At 69.5% G+C, this 23,893-nt stretch carries 21 protein-coding genes; 2 read left to right on the top strand and 19 right to left on the bottom strand.

Annotated elements, in window-relative coordinates:
- The first annotated feature begins 115 nt into the window (after nucleotides 1–115).
- A complete protein-coding gene (locus P7L68_RS02480) occupies nucleotides 116–1,570 on the top strand; it encodes a diguanylate cyclase (RefSeq protein WP_371998850.1) in 1,455 nt (484 codons plus the stop codon).
- Between the two features lie 9 nt (nucleotides 1,571–1,579).
- Here P7L68_RS02480 and P7L68_RS02475 read toward each other — a convergent pair whose 3' ends face one another.
- From P7L68_RS02475 to P7L68_RS02420, 12 genes are read right to left on the bottom strand one after another with little or no spacing between them, the layout of a single operon-like run.
- Nucleotides 1,580–2,788 (bottom strand): NnrS family protein, encoded by a 1,209-nt coding sequence (locus P7L68_RS02475; RefSeq protein ID WP_371998849.1) that lies wholly within the window; start codon nucleotides 2,786–2,788, stop codon nucleotides 1,580–1,582.
- A 19-nt stretch (nucleotides 2,789–2,807) separates the two neighbouring features.
- Nucleotides 2,808–3,314, bottom strand: coding sequence for a molybdopterin adenylyltransferase (gene mog / locus P7L68_RS02470; protein WP_371998848.1), 507 nt, complete (start codon nucleotides 3,312–3,314; stop codon nucleotides 2,808–2,810).
- Between the two features lie 28 nt (nucleotides 3,315–3,342).
- Nucleotides 3,343–4,389 (bottom strand): GTP 3',8-cyclase MoaA, encoded by a 1,047-nt coding sequence (gene moaA / locus P7L68_RS02465; RefSeq protein WP_371998847.1) that lies wholly within the window; start codon nucleotides 4,387–4,389, stop codon nucleotides 3,343–3,345.
- Nucleotides 4,386–4,913, bottom strand: coding sequence for a DUF2478 domain-containing protein (locus tag P7L68_RS02460; RefSeq protein WP_371998846.1), 528 nt, complete (start codon nucleotides 4,911–4,913; stop codon nucleotides 4,386–4,388). Before P7L68_RS02460 ends, moaA begins: the two co-directional genes overlap by 4 nt.
- Entirely contained in the window at nucleotides 4,910–6,181 is a 1,272-nt protein-coding gene (glp, locus tag P7L68_RS02455) for a gephyrin-like molybdotransferase Glp (protein ID WP_371998845.1), read from the bottom strand. Before glp ends, P7L68_RS02460 begins: the two co-directional genes overlap by 4 nt.
- Nucleotides 6,178–6,732, bottom strand: a complete 555-nt coding sequence (locus P7L68_RS02450; protein WP_371998844.1) for a hemerythrin domain-containing protein — start codon at nucleotides 6,730–6,732, stop codon at nucleotides 6,178–6,180. The genes glp and P7L68_RS02450 overlap by 4 nt, the downstream gene beginning before the upstream one ends.
- Before the next feature lie 49 nt (nucleotides 6,733–6,781).
- Nucleotides 6,782–7,672, bottom strand: coding sequence for a peptidylprolyl isomerase (locus P7L68_RS02445; protein ID WP_371998843.1), 891 nt, complete (start codon nucleotides 7,670–7,672; stop codon nucleotides 6,782–6,784).
- A 12-nt stretch (nucleotides 7,673–7,684) separates the two neighbouring features.
- Nucleotides 7,685–8,446 carry a respiratory nitrate reductase subunit gamma gene (gene narI, locus P7L68_RS02440; RefSeq protein WP_371998842.1) on the bottom strand — a complete coding sequence of 254 codons (762 nt, stop codon included), beginning with the start codon at nucleotides 8,444–8,446 and terminating at the stop codon, nucleotides 7,685–7,687.
- Nucleotides 8,446–9,177, bottom strand: a complete 732-nt coding sequence (gene narJ / locus P7L68_RS02435) for a nitrate reductase molybdenum cofactor assembly chaperone (protein ID WP_371998841.1) — start codon at nucleotides 9,175–9,177, stop codon at nucleotides 8,446–8,448. Before narJ ends, narI begins: the two co-directional genes overlap by 1 nt.
- A 4-nt stretch (nucleotides 9,178–9,181) precedes the next feature.
- Nucleotides 9,182–10,720 (bottom strand): nitrate reductase subunit beta, encoded by a 1,539-nt coding sequence (gene narH / locus P7L68_RS02430; RefSeq protein ID WP_371998840.1) that lies wholly within the window; start codon nucleotides 10,718–10,720, stop codon nucleotides 9,182–9,184.
- Nucleotides 10,717–14,457 carry a nitrate reductase subunit alpha gene (locus P7L68_RS02425; protein WP_371998839.1) on the bottom strand — a complete coding sequence of 1,247 codons (3,741 nt, stop codon included), beginning with the start codon at nucleotides 14,455–14,457 and terminating at the stop codon, nucleotides 10,717–10,719. The genes narH and P7L68_RS02425 overlap by 4 nt, the downstream gene beginning before the upstream one ends.
- 27 nt (nucleotides 14,458–14,484) lie before the next feature.
- On the bottom strand, nucleotides 14,485–17,178 hold the full coding sequence (locus P7L68_RS02420) for a nitrate/nitrite transporter (protein WP_371998838.1): 2,694 nt from the start codon (nucleotides 17,176–17,178) through the stop codon (nucleotides 14,485–14,487).
- 246 nt (nucleotides 17,179–17,424) lie between these two features.
- On the opposite strand from P7L68_RS02420, the gene P7L68_RS02415 reads away from it, so the two are divergent.
- Entirely contained in the window at nucleotides 17,425–18,129 is a 705-nt protein-coding gene (locus tag P7L68_RS02415) for a cyclic nucleotide-binding domain-containing protein (RefSeq protein ID WP_371998837.1), read from the top strand.
- Between the two features lie 16 nt (nucleotides 18,130–18,145).
- Here P7L68_RS02415 and P7L68_RS02410 read toward each other — a convergent pair whose 3' ends face one another.
- The 7 genes from P7L68_RS02410 to P7L68_RS02380 all read right to left on the bottom strand — a co-directional run bounded on the left by P7L68_RS02410 (nucleotide 18,146) and on the right by P7L68_RS02380 (nucleotide 23,889).
- Entirely contained in the window at nucleotides 18,146–18,778 is a 633-nt protein-coding gene (locus P7L68_RS02410; RefSeq protein WP_371998836.1) for a hypothetical protein, read from the bottom strand.
- Between the two features lie 103 nt (nucleotides 18,779–18,881).
- Nucleotides 18,882–19,796, bottom strand: a complete 915-nt coding sequence (locus P7L68_RS02405; protein WP_371998835.1) for an alpha/beta hydrolase — start codon at nucleotides 19,794–19,796, stop codon at nucleotides 18,882–18,884.
- Complete coding sequence (locus P7L68_RS02400) at nucleotides 19,793–20,437, bottom strand: flavin reductase family protein (RefSeq protein WP_371998834.1); 645 nt, start codon at nucleotides 20,435–20,437, stop codon at nucleotides 19,793–19,795. Before P7L68_RS02400 ends, P7L68_RS02405 begins: the two co-directional genes overlap by 4 nt.
- A gap of 12 nt (nucleotides 20,438–20,449) precedes the next feature.
- Nucleotides 20,450–21,397, bottom strand: a complete 948-nt coding sequence (locus tag P7L68_RS02395) for a carbon-nitrogen hydrolase family protein (protein ID WP_371998833.1) — start codon at nucleotides 21,395–21,397, stop codon at nucleotides 20,450–20,452.
- A gap of 14 nt (nucleotides 21,398–21,411) precedes the next feature.
- On the bottom strand, nucleotides 21,412–22,107 hold the full coding sequence (locus tag P7L68_RS02390) for an ABC transporter ATP-binding protein (protein ID WP_371998832.1): 696 nt from the start codon (nucleotides 22,105–22,107) through the stop codon (nucleotides 21,412–21,414).
- Entirely contained in the window at nucleotides 22,107–22,874 is a 768-nt protein-coding gene (locus P7L68_RS02385; protein WP_371998831.1) for an ABC transporter ATP-binding protein, read from the bottom strand. Before P7L68_RS02385 ends, P7L68_RS02390 begins: the two co-directional genes overlap by 1 nt.
- On the bottom strand, nucleotides 22,867–23,889 hold the full coding sequence (locus P7L68_RS02380; RefSeq protein WP_371998830.1) for a branched-chain amino acid ABC transporter permease: 1,023 nt from the start codon (nucleotides 23,887–23,889) through the stop codon (nucleotides 22,867–22,869). Before P7L68_RS02380 ends, P7L68_RS02385 begins: the two co-directional genes overlap by 8 nt.
- Nucleotides 23,890–23,893: the final 4 nt, after the last annotated feature.

Here is a 23,893-nt window from a genome sequence, read left to right as displayed (position 1 = left end):
AGAAGATGCGTCACGTGTGCTTTGGCTTCCAAACCAAAACGGTGATAGAACGCCTCGGCGATACATCGGCACGGGATACGGGGGGATGGGGGCAATGCCGCCGCAGGGGACGACGATGTCAGGGCCGCCGGGCGGTCTGCTGCCGGCCTGGCTGCGCCATCCCGCCCGGGCCGGGATCGTCTTTCTGATCATCTTCATCGCGGCCCTGTTCGGGATCTTCACCCGGCCGGTGGGCTTCCTTGCGGCCATATGGCCGGCCAATGCCATCCTGCTGGGCCTGATGCTCCGCTGGAAGGGGACGGCCGGCCCGGCGGGGTGGATCGGGGCGGCCATCGGTTACGTTCTGGCCGATTGCCTCACCGGATCGCCGCTGGATGTCAGCCTGTGGATGACGGCGGCCAACATGGCCGGGGTGGGGGTGGGGCTGCTGCTGCTCCGGCGGCTCACGCCCGCGGAGCTGGCACTCACCCGATCATCCGGGGTGATCGCGCTGGCGGGCACGGCGCTGGCGGTGGCGACCGTGGGCGCCGGGCTCGGGTGCTGGGCCGAAGCCGTGCTGTTCGACCGGTCGCCGCTCGTGGCCTTCGGCAACTGGTTCGGGGCCGATCTGTTGAATGTGATGGCCATCCTGCCGGTCATCCTCACCATGCCCGAACGGATCGGCGCGGCACCCGTGCCCCAACCCATGCCGCCACGCCCCGAGCGCCGGCGGCGGCCGCCGATCTCCTGCCCGGAAGAGGCTGATCCCTGGCGCTGGGCACCCGCGGCGGCGCTGGCCCTGTCGCTGCTCGCCACCGCCCTGGTCGGCGGTGCCGGGGCGCTGACCTTTCCGGTGCCGGCGCTGCTCTGGTGCGCGCTGCGCTACCCGCCCTTCGGCACGGCGGTTCTGGTGCTGGTGGCGGCGCTGGCCATGGTGCTGATGGTGTCGGTGGGGCAGGTCCATCTCGTGCCCCCGATCCCGCGCGAGGACATGATCTCGATCCGAATCGGCATCACCCTCACCGCCCTTGCCCCCCTCACCGTCGTTGCGGTCACCGCCAGCCGCGAAGAGCTGATGGGACGCCTGCAGCATGCCGCCACCCATGACGGGCTGACCGGGGTGCTTGCGCGCAAGGCCTTCATGGAAAAGGCGAAGGCGCTCACGGATCTGCTGGTTGCCGAAGGCCGGCCGGCCGCCGTGATCAGCATCGATGCCGATCATTTCAAGCGAATCAACGACGGCTGGGGCCACCCGGCCGGAGACCGGGTGCTGGCGACGCTTGCAGGGGTGATGCAGGCCGGCCTGCGCGCTGAGGATCTGCTGGGCCGCATCGGCGGCGAGGAATTCGCCGTGCTGCTGGCCGATGTCGACGGGGTGGAGGCGCGGAAGATCGCCACCCGGCTGCTCGACGCCATCCGCAGCGTCGAGGTGCCGCTCGGCCCCGGCGCCGATCCCTATTGCGGCTCGGCCAGCCTGGGGGTGGCGCTGGTCATCCCCGACGGCGCCGGGCTGGAGGCGGCGCTTGCCGCGGCCGACCGCGCCATGTATCGCGCCAAGCAGAACGGCCGCAACCGGGTGGAGATGGCGTGATGGCCGCGATCAGGCCTTTGCGCTGCGGCCGGTCAGGACGCGACGGTAGCCGATGACGAAGACCAGGAAGCCCGCGATCCAGCAGACCGCGGCCAGATCGGTGAGCGGCATGGTCAGATCGCCGGCAAGGCTGCTGCCGGCGGCGATCCGCGCCAGGGTCGCGACCGTCAGGCAGGCATAGGCCATGCGCGCGGCGGGCCCCGCCGTCAGCGGCAGCCCCCCATGGCCGAGCGCCGCGCGGCTCATCACCGCCAGCGTCATCAGCCCGACCGCGCCGGTGCTCCAGGCATGCAAAGCCGCCTGCGGGGTGAGGCTGCCCGCCAGCAGGACCGGCAGCGCGACCGCCAGAAAGCCGATCGGCACGAAGACATAGGCCAGGTGCAGGACCAGCACCAGCGCCTCGCCACCGGTTCGCCAGCCGGCCCAGCGGGCGACGCGGACCAGGTGCAGCAGCCCGGCCAGAAGCGCGGTCCAGGCGGTGACCGGCGCCTCCGGCAGGATGGCCCAGAGCGCCAGGGCGACGGCCGCAACCGCCATGCAGATCGCATCGACGCGGTTGAAGGGCACGGGCAGGGGGCCGGTTCCGGGCTGCTTTGCCAGCCAGTTGCGGGTGAAGCTGGGCACGATCCGCCCCCCGACCAGCATGATCAGCAGCAGGGTGAGCCCAAGCCCGGCGCGCAGCCAGGGCCGGGTGTCGACCTCCAGGATCAGCGCGGCATGAAAGCCCGCATCGGCGGCGATCATCAGGCCGAGCAGAACCAGGACCTTCAGATTGCGGTGATTGCGGGCGGCCAGGATCTCGCGGCCGATCGCCGCTGCCAGAACCACCGGAAAGACGAGATCGAGCGCGGCGGCGATCCACGGGCCCGCCGGGCCGGCCAGGCCCGCCGCCGCCATGGCAATGCGCCCCGCCAGCCAGAGCAGGCCCAGCACCGCGATCGGCCGGCCGGTCAGCGGCAGACGTCCGGTCCAGTTGGGCACCGCCGTCAGCAGGAAGCCCGCCATTACGGCGAAGACATAGCCGAAGACCATTTCATGGGCGTGCCAGTCCACCGGTGCCAGCCTGCCGGGCAGGATGAAGATCCCGCGCAGCAGCGGCACCCAGATCGCCATCGCCAGCACCGCCCAGATCGAGGCGGTGAGGAAGAACAGGCGGAAACCGTGCAGGATCGGCGGTCCCGCCCGCCTGAGGGCGGCGCCGGAGGGGCGGCTGGTCATCGGATCTTCCTTCCTTGCATCATGCCGGTCGGAAAGCGCCGGCGGCCTCGATCCGCCCGGCCCCGGTCAGCTCCAGGCACCAGGGGATGGCGGGGAAGACGGCGTCGAGACAGGCACCGATCGCGGCCGGCTTGCCGGGCAGGGTGACGATCAGCGTCGACCCGCGCAGACCGGCCGTCTGGCGCGACAGGATGGCAGTGGGCACGGTCTTCAGGCTGGCGGCACGCATCGCCTCGCCGAAGCCCGGCATCTCGCGGTCGATCACCCGGGCGAGGGCTTCGGGGGTGAGGTCGCGCGGTGCCGGTCCGGTGCCGCCGGTGGTCAGGATCAGACCGGCGCCGGCCCGGTCGGCCAGATCGATCAGGGCGGCCGAGACCGGCTCGATCCCGTCGGGCACGATCCGCCGGTCGGGCGTCCAGGGGCTGGTGATCCGGGCGGCGAGCCAGGCCTGGATGGCCGGGCCGCCCTGGTCCTGGTATCGGCCGTCGGCCGCGCGGTCCGAGATGGTCAGGATGCCGATGCGCATGAAGGGCGCCTTTCAGAAGGGGCGCGGGTCAGCCGCCGAGCGCCGCCATATGGCGGCCGATGCCCTGCACGCGGGTGCGGTCGACGACGAAGTCGTGGCCGCGGGGTTTGAGCAGCAGCGCCCGGCGGATTACATCGTCGGCCGCGATGGCACCGCCGGCACGCAGCGCCGGCAGCAGGTCGACCGACCCTTCATGGCCGAGGCAGGTGTAAAGCCGGCCGGCGGCCGAGACCCGCACCCGGTCGCAGCTTTCGCAGAAATTGTGGCTGAGCGGGGTGATGAAGCCGAGCCGACCGCCGGTCTCGGCGATGCGGACATAGCGGGCCGGGCCGGCCGTGCGGTCGGGCAGATCGGTCAGCGTCCAGCGGCGGGCCAGATCCGCACGAACGCGGCCAAGCGGCAGATGCTGGTCGCGGCGGTCGGCGCCGGTGTCACCCAGCGGCATCACTTCGATCAGGGTCAGGTCCATGCCCCGGCCATGGGCGAAGCGGATCAGCCGGTCGATCTCGTGCTCGATCTCGCCCGCCAGCGCCACGGTGTTGAGCTTCACATGTAGCCCGGCGGCCTGCGCAGCGTCGATGCCGGCCAGCACCCGATCGAGCCTGCCGCCGCGGGTGAGGGCGGCGAAGCGGCCGGGATCGAGGCTGTCGAGCGAGACGTTCACCCGCCGCACCCCGGCGGCCGCAAGGGCTTCGGCATGGTGGTCGAGCTGGGTGCCGTTGGTGGTGAGCGTCAGCTCGTCGAGCGTACCGCGGGCGACCAGACGGCCCAGCCGCGCCACCAGGGTCATCACGCCGCGCCGGGCCAGCGGTTCGCCGCCGGTGAGGCGGATGCGGCGGATTCCGGCCGCGATGAAGACGTCGGCGAGCGTCGCCAGTTCGTCGAGCGAGGGGATGGCGGCGCGCGGCAGAAAGCTCGCCCGCGCCGGCAGGCAATAGACGCAGCGCAGATCGCAGCGATCGGTGACCGAAAGCCGCAGATAGCGCACCTGGCGGCCGAAGCCGTCGATCAGGGGGCAGGCCCGGGCCGCGTCTGCCATGCCCGACCGGCGCGGTCGCGGGTGAAGGATGCTCATGACCGGGCCTCCGCGAACCAGGCGAGCACGGCGGCCTCGTCGGCCGGCAGCTCTGCCGCCATGCCGCCATGGAAGGCGGTGCAGGCCCCGGCATAGGGCGGACGGACGGCGGTCAGCACCGGCACGCCGGCATCGAGTGCGGCGGCCATCACCGCGCGCAGCCCGCCGCCATCGGCCTCGCCCTTGCCGAAGCGGTTGATGACCAGGAGGTCGAGCCCGCGGGCCAGCGCGGTTTCGGCCGCGACCGCCGCCTCCGCCAGGCCGCGCGGATCCAGCCGGCAGCCGCGGGCGCCGGGGCCCAGATCCTGCGAGATCCGGATCAGCCGGCCGCTGTCCAGCTCTTCCAGATCCATGGCGGCACAGCAGCCTTCGGGGGCCGGCCCCTCGCGCTGAACCAGGCCGCCGACCCGAAGGCCCTCGGCCCTGAGCCGGGCGACCACCCGGTCGAAGACGGCATCGGCGGGGACGCCGCGATCGACCAGGATCACGGCCATGCGCGGCGCCGTGCCGGGGATGGCGGTCATGACGGATCTCCCCAGATCTCGGTTTCGGCGAAAGGCAGCCAGCCGACCGGGTCCCCGGGCACCACCATATCCTGCGTGGCGGGGATGACGGCGAAGCCGGTGGCGGTGACAAGCGGCACCAGCCGGGCGGCACCGCTGCCGCCGGTGGTGACGGCGACGGGCGGGGTGCCCGGCCGGCCGAAGACAAGGCGGGCGGGCAGGAATTCGGTGCGCCCGGCCCGGCGGCCATGGGTGAAGCCTGAGGCGATCATGGCCGGGGCGGGTTCGGCAGTGCGGCCCTGCAACCGGCGGATCATCGCCGTGCCGAACAGGCGCAGGCCCAGCAGTGCTGCCACGGGATTGCCCGGCAGGCCAAGAAAGACGGCGGCCCCGATCCGGCCGAACATCACCGGCTTGCCGGGTTTCATCGCCACGCGCCAGCCCTCGATTCTGCCGCCTGCCGCCAGGAAGGCGGGTTTCAGATGATCGCGATCGCCGACCGAGGCGCCGCCGGTGGAAACGATCAGATCGAAGCGGTCCGCGGCATCGGTGATGGCGGCGGTGATGACCGCCTGATCGTCGGGCAGGGCGCCCAGATCGGCCGCCGCGACATCGGGCCGCGCCAGCGCCGCCAGCAGCATCGGCCGGTTGGAATCATGGATCGCCGCCGGGCCGGGCGTGGCGCCCGGTGCCACCAGCTCGTCGCCGAAGGTCATCACGCCCACCCGGATCTGCCGCACCACCGGCAGCAGCGGCCGGCCGGCGATGGCGGCGAGCGCCACCGCAACGGAATCGATCCGCCGCCCGGCCGGAAACAGAACCTGGCCGGACCGGGCATCCTCTCCTGCCCGGCGGATATTGGCGCCGGGGCCCGGGTCGCGGCGGATGGTCACGATACCGTCCCCGGCCGTGCAATCCTCCTGCATCACCACCCGGTCGAAACCCGCGGGTATCGGGGCGCCGGTCAGGATGCGCAGGGCATGCGGCGCGCGCTCCACCGCCGGTGCGGCGCCACCCGCGGCGGCAAGGCCCGCCACCGGTAGCTGCCACGGCCCGCAGCCGGCCAGGTCGCCCGCGCGCAGGGCGTAGCCGTCCATGGCGGCATGGTCGAAGCGGGGCATCGGCTCGGGCGCGGTAAGCGGGGCGGCGGTGATCCGGCCCGCCGCCTCTGCCAGCGTCACGTCTGCGGTCTCGGTGACCGGTCGGCAGAGGGCCGTGGCGCGGGCCACCGCCTCGTCGAGGGCAAGCAATCCGGGGCCGTCGCAACTGCATCCTGCGGGCGAGGTCATGTCACATACTCCGTCATGGCGATGGGCACGCCGCGCCGCGCGGCCATGCGCTGGCCCAGAACCATCAGATCCTGATGGCCGAGCCGGGCCCGGGCAATCGGCAGGACCACCGCATTCTCCAGGCAGAGATGCCGGCGCTCCTCCGCCGCGAAGCCCGCCAGCATTTCGCGGAAGGCCGGATCGCGGCGGGTGGCGGGGTCCGGCAGGCCGCGGATGATCGCCACCCGCGCGCTGCGGGCAGCCTGGTGGTCCCGGCCAAGCCGGGCCAGCAGCTGCCGGATCCGGTCTTCGCGGTGCGCCCTGGCACGGAGCAGGGGGAAGAGGTCGTCCTCTTCATCCGTCCAGTGGGGGTCGACCTCGGTCGCCAGGAAGCCGGTGACCGCGGTGATCAGTGCCGGGTCGACCTCGGGGCCGGCGGCGATCCGGTCCAGGCTGCGGAACAGCGCCCGCTGCCGGAAATGATCGGCGAAGATCCGGTCGAGCGGCGAGAGGAACAGGGTGGGCGGCAGGCCCTCGGTCAGGGCACCAAGGGCGATCCGGTCGGTTTCCATGCTCCCCGCACCTCCTTCCTCCGCCAGCCATCAAGGGCCGGCCGCCGGGTCAGCGCACCAGCGGCCCCTCCGCCGTTGCCAGCGCGACGCCGCGGATCTCGGCATCGGCCGCCAGCACCGAAATGAACTGCGCCACCCCCCGGCTCCAGCTCGCGGCTTCCAGCCAGGCGGCGATGCGGGCCTCCACCGCCTCGAAGGGCAGCACCGCGCCGGGCAGGTGGCGGTCCAGCGCCACCACATGGACCCCGAACCGGGTCTCGACCGGTGCGGGTGCAATCTCCCCCGGGCTCATCCGGGCGAGCGCCGCTTCGAATTCGGGCACGGTGGAGCCGCGGACCAGCTGGCCCAGACGGCCGCCCTCCGCCCGGGACGGGCAGGCGGAAAAAGCGGTGGCGAGGTCCGCGAAGCGGTCGGGATCGCTCGCCAGCTCGGCCAGGATCGCCTGCGCCCGGTCGCGCGCCGCTTTGCGGCCGGCCGCGTCGGTCTCTGTGACGGCGAGCAGGATGTGCCGCGCCTCCCAGACCGGGGATGTGGTGAAGCGCCCGGGATGGCTGTCGTAATGGCGCCGGCAGGCCGCGGTGTCGGCCCGGGGCGTGGTGACCTCGGCGTCCAGCAGGGCGCGGATCATCGCCTCGTCGTCCAGCTCCTGCCGGCCCTGGCCGTCCGTACCGGGCCGGGCTGTGATGTCGCGGGCCCGGGCGGCATTCAGCAGCAGCTCGCGGATCACCAGCGCCTGCGCCGCGGCGTTGCGGGCGGTGTCCGGGTCGGGACCCGGATGATTGTGCATCTCGGCCCGGATCTCCTCTTCGGGGATGTCCCGCCCGTCAACCGATACGGGGACGGGGTCGGCCATGTGCATATGGCTGGCGGCGTGGTGGGCATGCCGGGCGGCGGCGGACCTGGCCGCTGCGACACGCGGGCTCTGACGGATCACGACCATCTTTGCCTCCGTTCAACGGGTGCCGGGCCGGGTGGCCGCGGGATGGCTGGCGCCGGGGTGGTTGCCGACGGGGTGGTTGCCGACGGGCCGGCGGCGCGTCCGCACCACCTGATAGCCGGGGCGCCAGACATAGCGGATGGGGGCGCTGAGCATGTGGACGAGCCGCGTGAAAGGGAAGAGCAACAGGATCGTCAGCCCCAGGAAGAGGTGCGCCTTGAAGATCGGGTGGACATCGGCGATGTAGCCGGCGGCTGCGGTGTCGAAGGTGAAGATGCCCTGCGCCCAGCTCATGAATTTCACCATCTCGTGCCCGTCCAGATGGCCGAGCGAGAGCGGGATGGTGGCGAGGCCCAGGGCCAGCTGCAGCCAGAGCAGCACGATGATCAGCAGATCGCTGGTGCTGGAGGTGCGGCGGATGCGCGGGTCGAAGAAGCGGCGATGGATCAGCAGGCTGGCGCCGATGATCGCGGCGATGCCGGCCACGCCACCCGCCACGATCGCCAGCAACTGCTTGGCGCCGTGGCTGATGCCCAGCGCATCGAAGACCTGGATCGGGGTCAGCAGCCCGACCAGATGGCCGGCGAAGATCACCAGCACGCCCAGATGAAACAGCACCGAGCCCCAGATCAGCTGGCGGCGGCGGAGCAGCTGGCTGGATCCCGAGCGCCAGGTATAGGGGTCGCGGTCATAGCGCAGCGCGCTGCCCAGAAACAGCACCGCCAGTGCCACATAGGGATAGACGCCGAACACGGCGCCGTGGATGTAGCTGGCCATCACGAAACCTCCTCTGTTGCGGCCGGCATGGGGGCGTGGTCCGTGGCGGGGCGGGCTGCGGCGCGCAGGCGGCGGCGCAGCCGGTCGGGGCCGCATTCCCCGTCCCCTGCCGCCGCACCGGCGAAGCGCACCGCCTCTTCCTCCCAGGCCCGGTCGAGAGCGGCCAGATCGGTCGGGTCGTCGTCGGGCAGGCCCATCACCATCGCGACCGCCTCGCGATCTTCGGCGGTGGCGCCGGCCGCGATCAGCGCGGCGAAGATCGCGGCATAGGGGCTGTTGCGGGCGATCAGCCGTTCGTGCAGGGCTTCGACGATATGGCCGATGCCGCCCGCCAGCTCCGTGGCCTCGGCCGCGCTGCGGGTCGAGAGGTATTCAAGGAAGGCCGGCAGGTGATCGGGCAGCTCGCGCGCGCCGAGCACGAGGCCCGCCGCCTCGTACATGCCGAGCAGGTCGACCATGGCCTGGCCGCGGTCGCGGCTTTCGCCATGGACATGCTCGAACAGGTTCAGCGACAGCGACCGGGTGCGGTCGAAGAGCAGGACATAGTCTTCCTGCGCCGCATAGATGTCGCGATCGGCGATCGTGCCGACCAGCGCGTCGAGCGCCGTGCGCAATGCGGCCGGAAGTCCGGTTTCCGCCGCGATGGCGGCGCGAAGCTCCGGCGCTCCGGCCTGAATCTCGGGCGTCGGATAGGTGAGCAGCACCGAGACGATCTTGAAGATCCGGGACATGGTGTCAGGCCTCCCCGCGGAAGACGTCGGTGGGGGTGTGCACCGTCCGGGTGCGCTTCGCCCCGAACAGGTCGACGCCGCTGCTGCCCCCCGAACAACCATTGCCGAACGAGAAGCCGCAGGAGCCGCGGACGTCATAGGCGTCCTCGCCGATCTCGCGATGGCTGGTCGGGATCACGAAGCGGTCTTCGTAATTCGCGATCGCCATGATCCGGTACATGTCCTCGATCAGCGCGCCGTTCAGCCCCACAGAGCGGGCCAGCGTCGCGTCGCGCACGCCGTCGATGGTCTTGGCGCGCATATAGCCGCGCATGGCCAGCATGCGCTTCAGGGCCGTGATCACCGGTTCTTCGCGGCCGGCGGTCAGCAGATTGGCGAGATAGCGCACGGGGATGCGCAGCGACGAGACATCGGGCATCTGACCGTCCATGCCGATCCGGCCGGCATCGGCGGCGGACTGGATCGGCGACAGCGGCGGCACGTACCAGACCATCGGCAGGGTCCGGTATTCGGGATGGAGCGGGAAGGCGATCTTCCAGTCCATCGCCATCTTCCAGACCGGCGAATGCCGGGCGGCTTCGAGCCAGGCCTCGGGCACGCCGTCGCGCCGGGCCTGGGCGATCACCTCGGGGTCGTTCGGGTCCAGGAAGATCGACAGCTGCGCCTCGTAGAGATCGCCCTCGTCGGGCGTCGCCGCGGCGGCCTCGATCCGGTCGGCGTCATAGAGCAGCACGCCCAGATAGCGGATACGGCCGACACAGGTTTCGGAACAGACCGTGGGCTGGCCGGCCTCGATGCGCGGATAGCAGAAGACGCATTTCTCGGATTTGCCCGAAGACCAGTTGTAGTAGATCTTCTTGTAGGGACAGCCCGAGACGCACATCCGCCAGCCGCGGCATTTTTCCTGATCGATCAGGACGATGCCGTCCTCATCGCGCTTGTAGATCGCACCCGACGGGCAGGCGGCGACGCAGGTCGGGTTCAGGCAGTGTTCGCAGAGCCGGGGCAGATACATCATGAAGGTGTTCTCGAAGGCGCCGTAGATCTCCTTCTCCACCTCGGCGAAGTTGTAGTCGGCAGACCGCCTGGCGAATTCGCCGCCCAGGATCTCTTCCCAGTTCGGGCCCCAGACGATTTTCTCCATCCGCTCGCCCGTCACCAGAGAGCGCGGCCGTGCGGTCGGCGAGGCCTGCACCTCGCCCGCGGTCTGGAGATGGCCGTAATCGAAATCGAACGGCTCGTAATAGTCGTCGATCTCGGGCAGGTCGGGATTGGCGAAGATCTTGGCCAGCACCCGCCATTTGGCGCCCATACGCGGCCGGATGCGGCCGTCGGAGGTGCGGGTCCAGCCGCCGTTCCAGCGCTTCTGGTTCTCCCAGTCCTTGGGATAGCCGATGCCCGGCTTGGTCTCGACATTGTTGAACCAGGCGTATTCCACGCCCTCGCGGTTGGTCCACACGTTCTTGCAGGTCACCGAACAGGTGTGGCAGCCGATGCATTTGTCCAGATTGAGGACCATGCCGACCTGTGCTCTGACTTTCATTCCGCCGCCTCCTCACGATACGGCCCTTCCAGCCAGTCGATCTTGTCCAGCCGCCGGACGATGACGAATTCGTCGCGGTTGGAGCCGACCGTGCCGTAGTAATTGAAGCCGTAAGACTGCTGCACATAGCCGCCGATCATGTGTGTCGGCTTGGTGATGGCGCGGGTTACCGAGTTGTGGATGCCGCCGCGCTGGCCGGTGACCTTCGATCCCGGCGTATTCACGATCTTTTCCTGGGCGTGGTACATGTAGAGCGTGCCCTGCTTCATGCGCTGGGACACGACCGCCCGCGCGACCAGCGCGCCATTGGCGTTGTAGACCTCCACCCAGTCGTTGTCGGTGATGCCGGCCCGGGCGGCATCGGTCTCGGACATCCAGACCACCGGCCCGCCGCGATTGAGCGTGAGCATCAGCAGATTGTCGGAATAGGTGGAGTGGATGCCCCATTTCTGGTGCGGGGTGATGAAGTTCAGCACCACCTGCGGCGTGCCGTCATCCTTCTCCCGGATCACCGGATCGATCGAGCGGGTGTCGATCGGCGGCCGGTAGAGGCAGAAGCCCTCGCCGAAGGCCCGCATCCAGAGATGATCCTGATAGAGCTGCTGCCGGCCGGTCAGCGTGCGCCAGGGGATCAGCTCGTGGACATTGGTATAGCCGGCGTTGTAGCAGACGCTTTCCGACTCGATGCCCGACCAGGTCGGCGACGAGATGATCTTGCGCGGCTGGGCGACGATGTCGCGGAAGCGGATCTTCTCGTCTTCCTTGGGCAGGGCCAGATGGGCATGGTCGCGGCCTGTCGCCTTCGACAGCGCCTCCCAGGCCTTCACCGCCACCTCGCCATTGGTCTCGGGCGCCAGCATCAGGATGACTTCGGTCGCGTCGATATCGGTGTCGATCCGGGGCCGGCCGGCCGTGCTGCGGCCCTCGGGCCAGGTGCCGTTCAGCCGGCCCAGCGCCTCCACCTCGTGGCTGGTCTTCCAGCCGATCCCCTTGCCGCCATTGCCGAGCGTGTCCATCAGCGGCCCGAGAGCGGTGAAGCGGTCGTAGAGCCCCGGATAGTCGCGCTCCACCACCGCGATCTGCGGCGCGGTGCGGCCGGGCACCGGCTTCGCGCCCGCGCGCTTCCAGTCATGCACGTCGAAGGGCTGGGCCATTTCGCCCGCGGTGTCGTGCAGGATCGGCGTCAGTACGACATCGGTCTCCACCCCCAGCACCTCTGGCGCCACTTTCGAGAAGGCGCGCGCCAGACCCTTGAAGATCTCCCAGTCGCTCCGCGCCTCCCAGGCCGGATCGGCCGCGGCCGACAGCGGGTGGATGAAGGGGTGCATGTCCGAGGTGTTGAGGTCGTTCTTCTCGTACCAGGTGGCGGTGGGCAGAACGATGTCGGAATAGACGCAGGTGGTCGACATGCGGAAGTCGAGCGTCACCAGCAGGTCGAGCTTGCCCTCGGGTGCCCGGTCGTGCCACGCCGCCTCGGTCGAGCGCCGCCGGCCCTCTTCGCCCAGATCCTTGCCCAGCACGCCATGCGAGGTGCCGAGCAGGTGTTTCAGGAAGTATTCATGGCCCTTGCCCGACGAGCCGAGCAGGTTGGAGCGCCAGACGAACAGGTTGCGTGGCCAGTTCTCGGGCGCATCCGGATCCTCGGCCGACATCTTCAGCGAGCCGTCGGCCAGGCCGTCGACGATGTAGTCTTTGACCCCCCGGCCGGCCTTGCTCGCCGCGGCGGCGAGCGTCAGCGGGTTGGTGGCGAGCTGCGGGGCGGACGGCAGCCAGCCCATGCGCTCGGCGCGGATGTTGTAGTCGATCAGGCTGCCCGACCAGTCGCCCTCAGGCGCCGTCGGCGACAGGATCGAGGCGACGTCGAGCGTCTCGTAGCGCCATTGATCGGTATGGGCATAGAAGAAGGACGTGCCGTTCATCTGCCGCGGCGGCCGGTTCCAGTCCAGCCCGAAGGCGAGCGGCAGCCAGCCGGTCTGCGGGCGGAGCTTTTCCTGGCCGACATAGTGGCTCCAGCCGCCGCCGGACTGGCCGATGCAGCCGCACATGATCAGGAGATTGATGATCCCCCGATAGTTCATGTCCATGTGGTACCAGTGGTTCAGTCCGGCGCCCAGGATGACCATCGACCGGCCATTGGTCTTTTCGGCATTGCGGGCGAATTCGCGCGCCACCGTGATGATATGACCGCGCGGCACACCGGTGATGCGTTCCGCCCAGGCGGGGGTATAGGGCTCGTTCAGATCGTAGTCGCGGGCGACATTGGTGCCGCCCAGGCCGCGATCCAGGCCGTAATTGGCGACCAGCAGATCAAAGACGGTGGCGACCAGCGCCTCGCCCCCCGCCAGCTGCACCCGCCGCGCCGGCACCCGGCGGTCGAGCACGTCGGCATGATCGGTGCCTTCGAAATGGTCGTGCTTACGGTTGCCGAAATAGGGGAAGCCGACCTCGACCACCTCGTCATGCAGCGGACCTGCCAGCAGGGTCATCACCGGTTCGATCTCGCGGCCCCGGCCGTCGCGCGGCTCCAGATTCCAGCGCCCGGCATCCCCCCAGCGGAAGCCGGCGGAGCCCTGCGGCACCACGATCTCGCCCGAGCGCCGGTCCAGGGCCACGGTCTTCCACTCGGTGTTGGCCGTCTCGCCCAACGCATCCTTGAAATCCGAGGCGCGCAGCAGCCGGCCGGGAACCAGCCGGTCGCCGCGCCGCTCCAGCCGCACCAGCATCGGCATGTCGGTGTACCGCCGGCAGTAGTCCTCGAAATAGGGCGTGGTGCGGTCCAGATGGAATTCGCGCAGCACCACATGGCCCAGCGCCATGGCCAGCGCCGCATCGGTGCCCTGTTTGGGGTGCAGCCAGAGATCGGCGAATTTGGCCGCCTCGGAATAGTCGGGCGAGACCACCACCGATTTGGCGCCCTTGTAGCGCACCTCGGTATAGAAATGGGCGTCGGGCGTGCGGGTCTGGGGCACGTTCGATCCCCAGAGCATCAGGAAGCCGGCATTGTACCAGTCCGCCGATTCCGGCACGTCGGTCTGCTCCCCCCAGGTCATCGGCGAGGCCGGCGGCAGGTCGCAGTACCAGTCGTAGAAGGACAGGCACACCCCGCCCAGCAGCGACAGGTAGCGCGAGCCGGCGGCGTAGGAGACCATCGACATCGCCGGGATCGGCGAGAAGCCGATCACCCGGTCGGGGCCGTGGGCCTTGACGGTATGGGCATTGGCGGCGGCGATGATCTCGTTCACCTCGTCCCACTCGGCCCGCACGAAGCCGCCCAGGCCGCGGAGCTTCGTATAGGAGGCGCGGGCCGCCGGGTCGTTCACGATCGAGGCCCAGGCCGCCACCGGCGGCAGACCGGCGCGGGCGGCGCGCCAGGCCTTGAGCAGCCGGCCGCGGATCAGCGGATGCTTCACCCGGTTGGCCGAATACATGTACCAGCTGTAACTGGCGCCGCGGGCGCAGCCGCGGGGTTCGTGGTTGGGCAGGTCCGGCCGGGTGCGCGGATAATCGGTCTGCTGGGTCTCCCAGGTGACGATGCCGCCCTTGACGTAGATCTTCCACGAGCACGAGCCCGTGCAGTTCACACCGTGCGTAGAGCGCACGATCTTGTCGTGCTGCCAGCGCTTGCGATAGGCCTCTTCCCAGGCGCGGCTTTCGGTGGTGGTGACGCCGTGGCCGTTCGAGAACCGGCCGACGGTCTTCTCTGACAGGAAGTTGAGGCGGTCGAGGAGATTGCTCATCGGGACGAAGTCCTTGCGTGCGGCGGCTCAGCAGCGCACCGGGGCGTTCTTCCGGGTGTAGAAGAACCAGGTGACGGCGACGCAGGTGACGTAGAAGCCGAGGAAGCCCAGAAGCGCCGCTTCGGCACCGCCGGTGGCCGCGATCGAGCTGCCATAAGCCTTGGGGATGAAGAAGGCGCCATAGGCGGCGATGGCCGAGGTGAAGCCGATCATCGCGGCCGATTCGCGCTCGGCCCGGCGCAGCCGCTCGGCGGGGGCGAGGCCGGCCGGTGCGGTGCGGTCGATCACCGTGCGCATGATCGCGGGGATCATCTGGAAGGTGGAGGCATTGCCCACGCCGGTGGCGAAGAACAGCACCATGAACATCGCGAAGAAGCCCTGGAACGCGCCCGGCTGATCTTTCATGCCCAGGAACCAGATCACGCCCGCGGTGCCTGCGATCATCAGCACGAAGGTCCAGAGAGTGACCCGGCCGCCGCCGAAGCGGTCGGAGATCCAGCCGGTGCCGGCGCGGGAGAGGGCGCCGACCAGCGGGCCCAGGAAAACGAACTGCAGCGCGTCGACCTCGGGGAACTGGGTACGGGTGAGCAGGGGGAAGGCCGCCGCGTAGCCGATGAAGGACCCGAAGGTGCCGGTATAGAGCCAGCACATGATCCAGGTATGCGAGCGGCCGAAGATGGCCGCCTGATCGCGGAACGAGGCGCGGGCCGCGGCGATGTCGTTCATGCCGAACCAGGCGGCGACGGTCGCGGCCAGGATGAAGGGCACCCAGACGAAGCCGGCATTCTGCAGCCAGAGCATATCGCCCGCCGCGGTCGGTCGCGCCCCGCCGCCCATGGCGCCGAACACGCCCATGGTGATGACCAGCGGCACCAGGAACTGCATGACGCTGACGCCCAGATTGCCGAGCCCGGCATTGAGGGCGAGGGCGTTGCCCTTCTCGCTCTTCGGGAAGAAGAAGCTGATATTGGCCATCGACGAGGCGAAGTTGCCGCCACCGAAGCCGCAGAGCAGGGCAAGGACCAGGAAGATCAGATAGGGGGTTTCGGGGTTCTGCACGGCATAGCCGATGCCGAAGGCCGGGATCAGCAGCGACGCGGTGGAAAGCGTGGTCCAGAGCCGGCCGCCGAAGACCGGAACCATGAAGGCATAGAAGATCCGGAGCGTGGCGCCCGACAGGCCGGGCAGGGCGGCGAGCCAGAACAGCTGTTCGGTCGAATAGGCGAAGCCGATCGCCGGCAGCCTGGCCACCACCATGCTCCACACCATCCAGACCGCGAAGGCGAGCAGCAGGCAGGGGATGGAGATCCAGAGATTGCGCCGGGCGATGCGCCGGCCGGTGGTCGTCCAGAAATCCTGATCCTCGGGCCGCCAGTCCTCGATCACGCGCCCGGTTTCGGCGCGCTGGTCGGGCCCGTGGATTTCGCGCATTTCCGGCAGGTCGGGCAGGGCGTCGAGTTCGGCGGAAAGCGCCTGGCGCTCCATCTGCCGGATCGAGAGATGCATCCACATGAAGGCGACGGCGACGATCGCGAACAGCAGCATGAAGCAGCTGGTCCAGATGCCCGTCAGGTCGAGCATCACGCCGAAGGTGAGCGGCAGGATGAAACCGCCCAGGCCGCCGATCAGGCCGACCAGGCCGCCCACCGCGCCGACATTGTCGGGATAGTAGACGGGGATGTGCTTGTAGACCGCCGCCTTGCCCAGCGACATGAAGAAGCCCAGCACGAAGATCAGGATCACGAAGGGCACGAGGCCCATGCTGGTCGAAAAGGCGATCGGGCCGGCCAGACCATGGATGACGTAGTCGGTCGGCGGATAGGACAGCATGAAGGTGGCGATGACCGAGACCCCGAAGGTCCAGTACATGATCGTGCGCGCGCCCTTGCGGTCCGACAGATGGCCGCCATAGGCCCGGAAGACGCTGGCCGGCACGGAATAGAAGGCGGCGAGCATGCCGGCGGTCTTGATGTCGAGCCCGTAGACGCCGACCAGATAGTGCGGCAGCCACAGCGCCAGCGACACGAAGGCGCCGAAGACGAAGAAGTAGTAGAGCGCGAACCGCCAGACCTGCAGCCGCTTCAGCGGCGCCAGTTCCAGGAAGGCGCTGCGCGGCCGTTCGCCCCGCGCACGGCGGGCGACGGTTTCAGGGTCGTCGGCCGTGGTCAGCCAGAACACCACCGCCATCACCGCCAGCGCCGCCGCCCAGACCAGGGCGACCGTGGTCCAGCCGAAGGCGACCATCACGAAAGGGGCGACGAATTTGGTCACCGCCGCGCCGACATTGCCGGCGCCGAAGATGCCGAGCGCCGTGCCCTGCCGACCGCGCGGATACCATCTGGAGACATAGGCGACGCCGACCGCGAAGGTGCCGCCGGCCAGGCCGACGCCGAGGGCGGCCAGCAGCATGGTTTCGTAGCTGTCGGCCAGCGAGAGCAGCGCGGTCGCCCCCGCGGCGGCGAGCATGGTGAGCGCAAAGACGGTGCGCCCGCCATACTGGTCGGCCCAGACGCCCAGCACGATGCGGACCAGCGATCCGGTCAGGATGGGGGTTCCGGCGAGCAGGCCGAACTGGGTATCGCTCAGCCCCAGCTCCTGCTGGATGCGGATTCCGATGATCGAGAAGATCGTCCAGACGGCAAAGGATGTGGTGAAAGCCAGAGTACTCATGCCGAGTATCCGGCCCGCCTGTTTCGGGACGGGGGTGCCGGGTGCCTGCATCGAAGTCATCCACCTGGATTGGCAGGCCATCTGCGGCCCGCATGTGGGGATGCGCCGACGTTAGGTGCCGGATCCGGATCGAATGTTGATCCAGATCAAGAAGCGTGGCTACATGGTCCGAAATAAATCGCCCGTATGATTATGAAGGACTGGAAATTGATTCTCGTGGTTCTGTGATTTACAGGCGCGCATCCCCGCGATATATATCCGTCAAAGCAGGGCTTGATAAAAATCAAGAGGACCGTCATGCGACCGAATGACCTGCCGGAGGTGCGTGCGCTGCCGCTGTTCCGGAGTATGGAACCGGAGAACTTCTCCGAGCTGATGAACGCGGCCTATCTGCAGCGCTTCCCCCGCCAGGTCGATCTGATCTTCGAGGGCGAGCCGGCGGATTTCCTCTACATCGTGGTCGAAGGCTGCGTGGAACTGTTCAGCCGCCATGCCGCACGCGAAACCACGCTCGCCATGGTCAGGCCGGTCCGGTCCTTCATCCTGGCGGCGGTGATCCGCGACGCGGTCTATCTGATGTCGGCGCGCACCACCGAGGCGTCGCGTCTGCTGATGATCCCGTCGGAAAACATCCGCGCGGCCTTTGAAAAGGATGCCGCCTTCGCCCGGGCGATCGTCACCGAACTGGCGGTGGGATTCCGGACGATGGTCAAGGAATACAAGGCCTTGAAGCTGCGGTCGGGCACCGAGCGGCTGGCGGCACGGCTGCTGATCCAGAACGACGCCCAGGGCGCCACCGGCCGGGTCGTCCTGCCCTATGACAAGAAGACGCTCGCCTCGATTCTGGGCATGACGCCTGAAAATCTGTCGCGCAGCTTCGCGGCTCTCAGGAAGTATGGCGTCGTGGTCGACGGCAACACCATCGATATCACTGAGCCCGAGGCGGTGAAGCGTTTCTGCCGGCCGAGCGTGCTGATCGACGCCGACGAGGATATCTTCTGAGAGCCGCGGCCTGATGTCAGCCGTGCCGGGCCGCCTCGGCGGCGAGGGCCGCGTGATAGGCCTGCATGGCGTCGGTTGCCGCCGCATTCAGCTCCTGCAGCCGCTTCAGCGTCGCCTCTACGGCCGCCGGATCGACGTCGGGCGTCTCCTGAAGGCTGCGGAGCGTCGCTACCGCCGCCTGAAGCTCGCGGTTCAGGGTTTCGAGCTGCTGGCGCCGGGTCTCGATATCCGTGGCGGGCGCCGCTTCGGCGGGCGTGGCCGGCCGGGGCGCGGGTTCCGGCTTCGTGGCCGGCGCCTCGGGTGCCGGCTGTGCGGTGCTCTCGAAGCCGCCGAAGCCGCGCAGCGTGGCGGCGGCAGCCTGGCGCCAGGCCTCCATCGCCGGTGCTGCGGCGGTGGCCATGGCCATGGCGGCGGCGCTCATCCGGGCCGGATCGGCCATGCCGCCCGGGGTCGTGGTCATCGCGTCCAACATCGCCTTTTGGGCGGCAAGGCCCCGGCTCCAGGCATCCTGCATGCCGGCCCCGGCGCCACCGGCAGGCATCAACGCGGGCCAGCCAAGATCACGGCGCAGGGCCTCGGCCTCGTCGGCGGAAAGCCGCCCGGCATAGAAATCCTGCAGCCGACGTGCCTTCTCCATCCAGTCGATCATGATGCGGACCTTTCCTTCCCGGGGGGGTGTCGTGCACCCTGGGGCACCTTCGTGCCAGACCCGCATCATGCCTGTGGCGTGCCCGAGGCGCCACTCCGGAAGGTCAGGGATTGCCGGTGACGTCGCCGCAGATCAGGCGGATTGCGGCCCCGGCCAGCGGCGTGCCGGGTGTTCCCAGACGGCGGGCAATGTCGAAATGGTTGCAGTCCTCCATGGCCACGAACCGGCCCGGATGGCCATGGCCGGTCCAGGCGGCCAGATAGTCCTCGGTCTGGCGCTTGAATTCCGCCGTCTCGGACCCGCCGTAAGAGACGATCAGCGGGCAGCCATCCGCGGGGTCGGTCGGCAGCAGATGCAGCGGGCTCAATCTGCGGGCGCGGGCCGCATCCAGCCCCAGCCAGTCATTGACCCGGCCGAGCCGCACCGGCTCCAGCTCGTAAAGCCCGCTCAGCGACACCGCCCCCTTGATCACGTCGCGCGGCAGCCCGGCTTCCGCCCGCCAGCCATCGGCGGCGAGCAGCATGCCGGTCAGATGCCCGCCGGCCGAAGAGCCGCCGACGAAGATCCGGCCGGGATCGATGCCGTGCTCCGTGGCATGGCGATGAACCCAGGTGACCGCCGCACGGGTCTGGCGGGTGATCTCTTCCAGCGTCGCCGCCGGGGCAAGAGTGTAGTCGATCACCGCGACGCTGATGCCGGCCGCCACCAGCGCCGGGGCGATGAAGGCATTTTCCTGTTTCGACAGCGCCCGCCAGTAGCCGCCATGCACCCAGACGAAGACCGGATGCGGCCCCGGCCCCGCGGCGGCCGGGTAGAGGTCGAGCGCCGAGCCCGAGGCCGCATCGAAGACCAGATCGGCGCGACGGTCGAGGGTCGTCATCGCCGCCACGCTGTCTTCGGCATAGGCGCGGGCCTCTGCCTCGTAATCGGTGACGGTGCCGCGGGCATCGTACTGATGGTCCAGTGCGGTGCGGTCAAAGCCGCGCCAGAGGCGGTCGGTGGGCGGCAGGGCGATCAAGATGCAGTCTCCGCAAGCAGGCGATCGGCCCAGACCGGCCGGTCGAGCTGGAACATGTCGGTGCCGGCGCGGTCGTACCAGCCGGCGCCATGCATGCGGGCCACGAGGCCCAGCCGTTCGGTGGCAAAATGGCAGCGGCCGGCATCGAGCACGGCATCGTCGCGGATATGTGCCGTCAGCACCTCGCCCACCACCAGCATCTGCGACGGGCCGGTGGCGATGGCGGCACGGCTGACGCACTCGAACGCGACCGGGGCATCGACCAGCCGCGGCAGCCCGGTCCTGGTGCCGGGGGTGGTGGCGAGGCCCGCGAGCGCAATCTCGTCCACGCCGGGCGGCGCGTCGATGCAGGTCAGGTTCATGGCCGGCGCCAGCGCTTCCGACACCAGATGAACGATGAACGCACCACCGGCGACGATGTTTGCCGCCGTGTCCTTCAGCGTGCCGTCGGGGCGCGCCAGAATGCCCAGCGCCACGATCGGCGGGTTCGATCCCATCACGTTGAAAAAGCTGTAGGGGGCGGCATTGGCGGTGCCGTCGGCCGCCCGGCTGGTCACCCAGGCGATCGGCCGCGGCACCACGGTGGAGGCCAGCACCTTGTAGCGGTGGGCGGTGTCGAGCGTTGCGAAATCGAATTCCATCCGATCCGCCCCTCAAAGCCCGCCGTCGCGGCGCAGCACCGCGGGCTTTGCCGCCGTGTCGACCTCCAGCCGGAAGATGTCGGGGCGGGCATAATGGCCGGTCGCATCGAAATCATACTTGCCGCGCAGGATTTCGGCCGGGTCGATCTGCGCGGTGAGCACGGCCTCGCCGTCGAAATCGGGGCCCGCCAGCACCTGGCCGAGCGGCCCCACGATCGCGCTGCCGCCGCGCATCAGCACGGTTTCGGGGTCATTCCCCAGCGCGCAGTCGTAATCGGCCGGATAGGCACCGCGGCGGATGAACTGGCAGGCGGTGAGCACGAAACAGCGGCCTTCCAGCGCGATATGACGCATGGACGAGAGCCAGCTGTCGCGGTCATCCGCGGTCGGCGCGCAGTAGAGCGTCACGCCCTGTGCGTACATGTGCATGCGCAGCGCCGGCATGTAATTCTCCCAGCAGATCACCGCGCCGACCGTGCCGAGACGGGTTTGCACCGCCTCCATGGTCGAGCCGTCGCCGAAACCCCAGATCAGCCGTTCGGCCGCGGTCGGCATCAGCTTGCGGTGCCGGCCGGCCAGGCCGCGCGCACCGTCGAAGGTGAGCGCCGTGCAGTAGAGCGTGCCGCCCTCGCGCTCGATCACGCCCAGCACCACCACCATGCCGGTCTCCGCCGCGGCCTCTGCCACCAGCGCCAGCTCGGGGCCGTGGAGATCGATGGCGGCTTCGTGATAGCGGCGGAAGGCCTCGCGACCCTCGGGCAGGCGCATGCCGACCGGCGTCGAGAAGCTGGCGCCCTTGGGGTAGCCGCCGATACAGGCTTCGGGGAAGACCAGCAGGGCGACGCCGTCACCGGCGGCCCGGCGGATGGTGGCGGCGACCTTCGCGGCCGAGGCCATGGGGTCGAAGGGATCGGCGCCGATCTGGGCGACGCCCGCCACGAAGGGGAGGGAAGAGGACATCGGCAAAGGCTCCGTCAGAGGCCGAGATGGCGATGGGCGAGTTCGGGGTCCCGGGCCAGCGCTTCGGGGGAGCCGGCCCAGACCACACGGCCCTTCTCGATGAGGTGATGGCGGTCGACCAGGCGGGCCATCTCCTTCAGGTTCTTGTCGATCACCAGAATGGTCTGGCCCTCGGCCTTCAGCCGGCCGAGACAGGCCCAGATCTCCTGGCGGATGATCGGTGCCAGGCCCTCGGTCGCCTCGTCCAGGATCAGCAGGCGGGGGTTGGTGAGCAGCGCCCGGCCGATCGCCAGCATCTGCTGTTCACCGCCCGAGAGCGTGCGGGCCGATTGCCGGCGGCGTTCCTGAAGCCGCGGGAACAGGCCGAAGACATCGGCGAGGCCCCAGCGGGCCCCGGCGCCGCGGCGGGCGGTCGCGACCAGGTTTTCTTCCACCGACAGCGAGGCGAAGACCCGCCGCCCTTCCGGCACCAGGCCGATGCCGGCGCGGGCGATGCGGTTGGGCGCGCGGCCGGCGATGTCGGCGCCGTCGAAGCCGATCCGGCCGCGGCGCACCGGCAGCAGGCCCATCAGCGTATTGACCGTGGTGGTCTTGCCCATGCCGTTGCGGCCGACCAGCGAGATGACCTCACCCTCTTCGGCCGCCAGCGTCATGCCGAACAGCACCTGGGACCGGCCATAGCCGGCTTCGAGTCCATCGACTTTCAGCATCAGACACCGTCTCCCAGATAGGCAGCCCGCACCTCGGGATGGGCGCGGACCTCGTCGGGCGTGCCGGTGAACAGGGTGCGGCCATAGACCAGCACCGTCACCCGGTCGGCCAGCGCGAAGACCGCATCCATGTCGTGTTCGACCAGCAGGATGGCATAGCGCCCCTTCAGCCCCTGCAGGATCCGGGTCATCTGCCGGCTCTCTTCCGGCCCAAGCCCGGCCATCGGCTCGTCGAGCAGCAGCAGCGAGGCCTTGGCGGCCAGCGCCACCGCCAGTTCCAGCTGGCGGCATTCGCCATGGGCGAGATCTGCCACCACCTCGTCGGCGCGATGACCCAGGCCGACCGCGGTCAGGTGGGCCATCGCCGGATCGCGCAGGCTGCGATCCCGCCGCGCAGAGCCGAAGCAGCGCCAGTTGCCGCCCTGCCGGGCCTGGATGGCCATTGCGACATTGTCGAGCGCGGTGAAATCGGTGAACAGCTGGGTGATCTGGAATGATCGGGCCAGCCCCTGGCCGGCCCGGGCATGGGCGGACATGCGGGTGACGTCGCGACCGTCGATCAGGATCCGGCCCTGGTCGGGGAAGATCTCGCCGGCGATCTGGGAAATCAGCGTGGTCTTGCCGGCACCGTTGGGGCCGATCAGGGCGTGCAGCTCGCGCGGGCGCACCTCCAGATCGACACCGGCCGTGGCGGCGACGGCGCCGAAGCGCTTGTGCAGCCCCTCGATGGCCAGCCGGGGCAGGTCGGCGGCGGTGGCGTCAGTCATGGGACCTCTCCCCGACGAGGAAACCATAGAGGCCGCGGCGGGCGAACAGCACCACCGCCACCAGCACCGGCCCCATCACCAGCATCCAGTGTTCGGTCCAGATCGCCAGCAGCTGTTCAAGGCCCAGGAACACCGCAGCGCCGATCACCGGGCCGAACAGCGTGCCCACCCCGCCCAGGATCACGATCGACATGAATTCGCCGGATTTCGACCAGGCGGCCATGTCGGGGCTGACATAGAGCGCGTAATTGGCCCAGAGCACGCCGGCAAGGCCGGTGCCCGCGCCCGAGATCACGAAGGCGGCCAGGCGGTGCGGCAGCGGCGCGAAGCCAAGATTGACCGCCCGGCGCTCGTTCTGCTTCAGCCCGCGCAGCACCATGCCGAAGCGCGACCCGACCAGCCGCCGGCAGAGCAGCAGCCAGCAGGCAAGCACGGCAAGGCAGAGATAATAGAAGACCGTCGGGTCGGAGAGATCGAGCCCGGGCAGGGTGTTGCGCTCCATGATCAGCAGCCCGTCATCGCCGCCATAGACCTCCAGCGAGACCAGCATGAAATAGACCATCTGGCCGAAGGCGAGGGTGATCATGATGAACTGCACACCCTGGGTGCGCAGAGACAGGGCACCGATGATCAGCGCCAGCAGGGCCGACAGCCCGATCGCGACCGGCCAGACCACCAGGGCCGAATTGCTGGTCGCCAGTCCGAAGATCGTGCCGGTTTCGGCGGCATGATGGGCGATGATGCCGACGACATAGCCGCCCAGCCCGAAAAAGGCGGCATGGCCGAAGCTGATCAGCGCGCCATAGCCCATCACCAGATCCAGCGCCACGGCGGCGATGGCATAGATCAGGAAGCGGGTGAACAGGCTGACGACGAAGGGGTCGCCGGCCGCGGCGGCGATGGCGGGCATGGCGGCGAAGATGGCAAGGCCCAGGCCATGGACCACCAGCCGCCGCCCGGGGCCGGGGCGGGGTGCGGCCGCTGCCGCCGCGCTATGGGTAAGGCTGTCGGACATGGGA

The sequence above is a fragment of the Tistrella mobilis genome, assembly GCF_041468085.1.
GTDB lineage: Bacteria > Pseudomonadota > Alphaproteobacteria > Tistrellales > Tistrellaceae > Tistrella > Tistrella mobilis_A.
The sequence above is the reverse complement of the archived record's forward strand: the minus strand, read 5'-3'. Positions and strand labels throughout refer to the sequence as shown.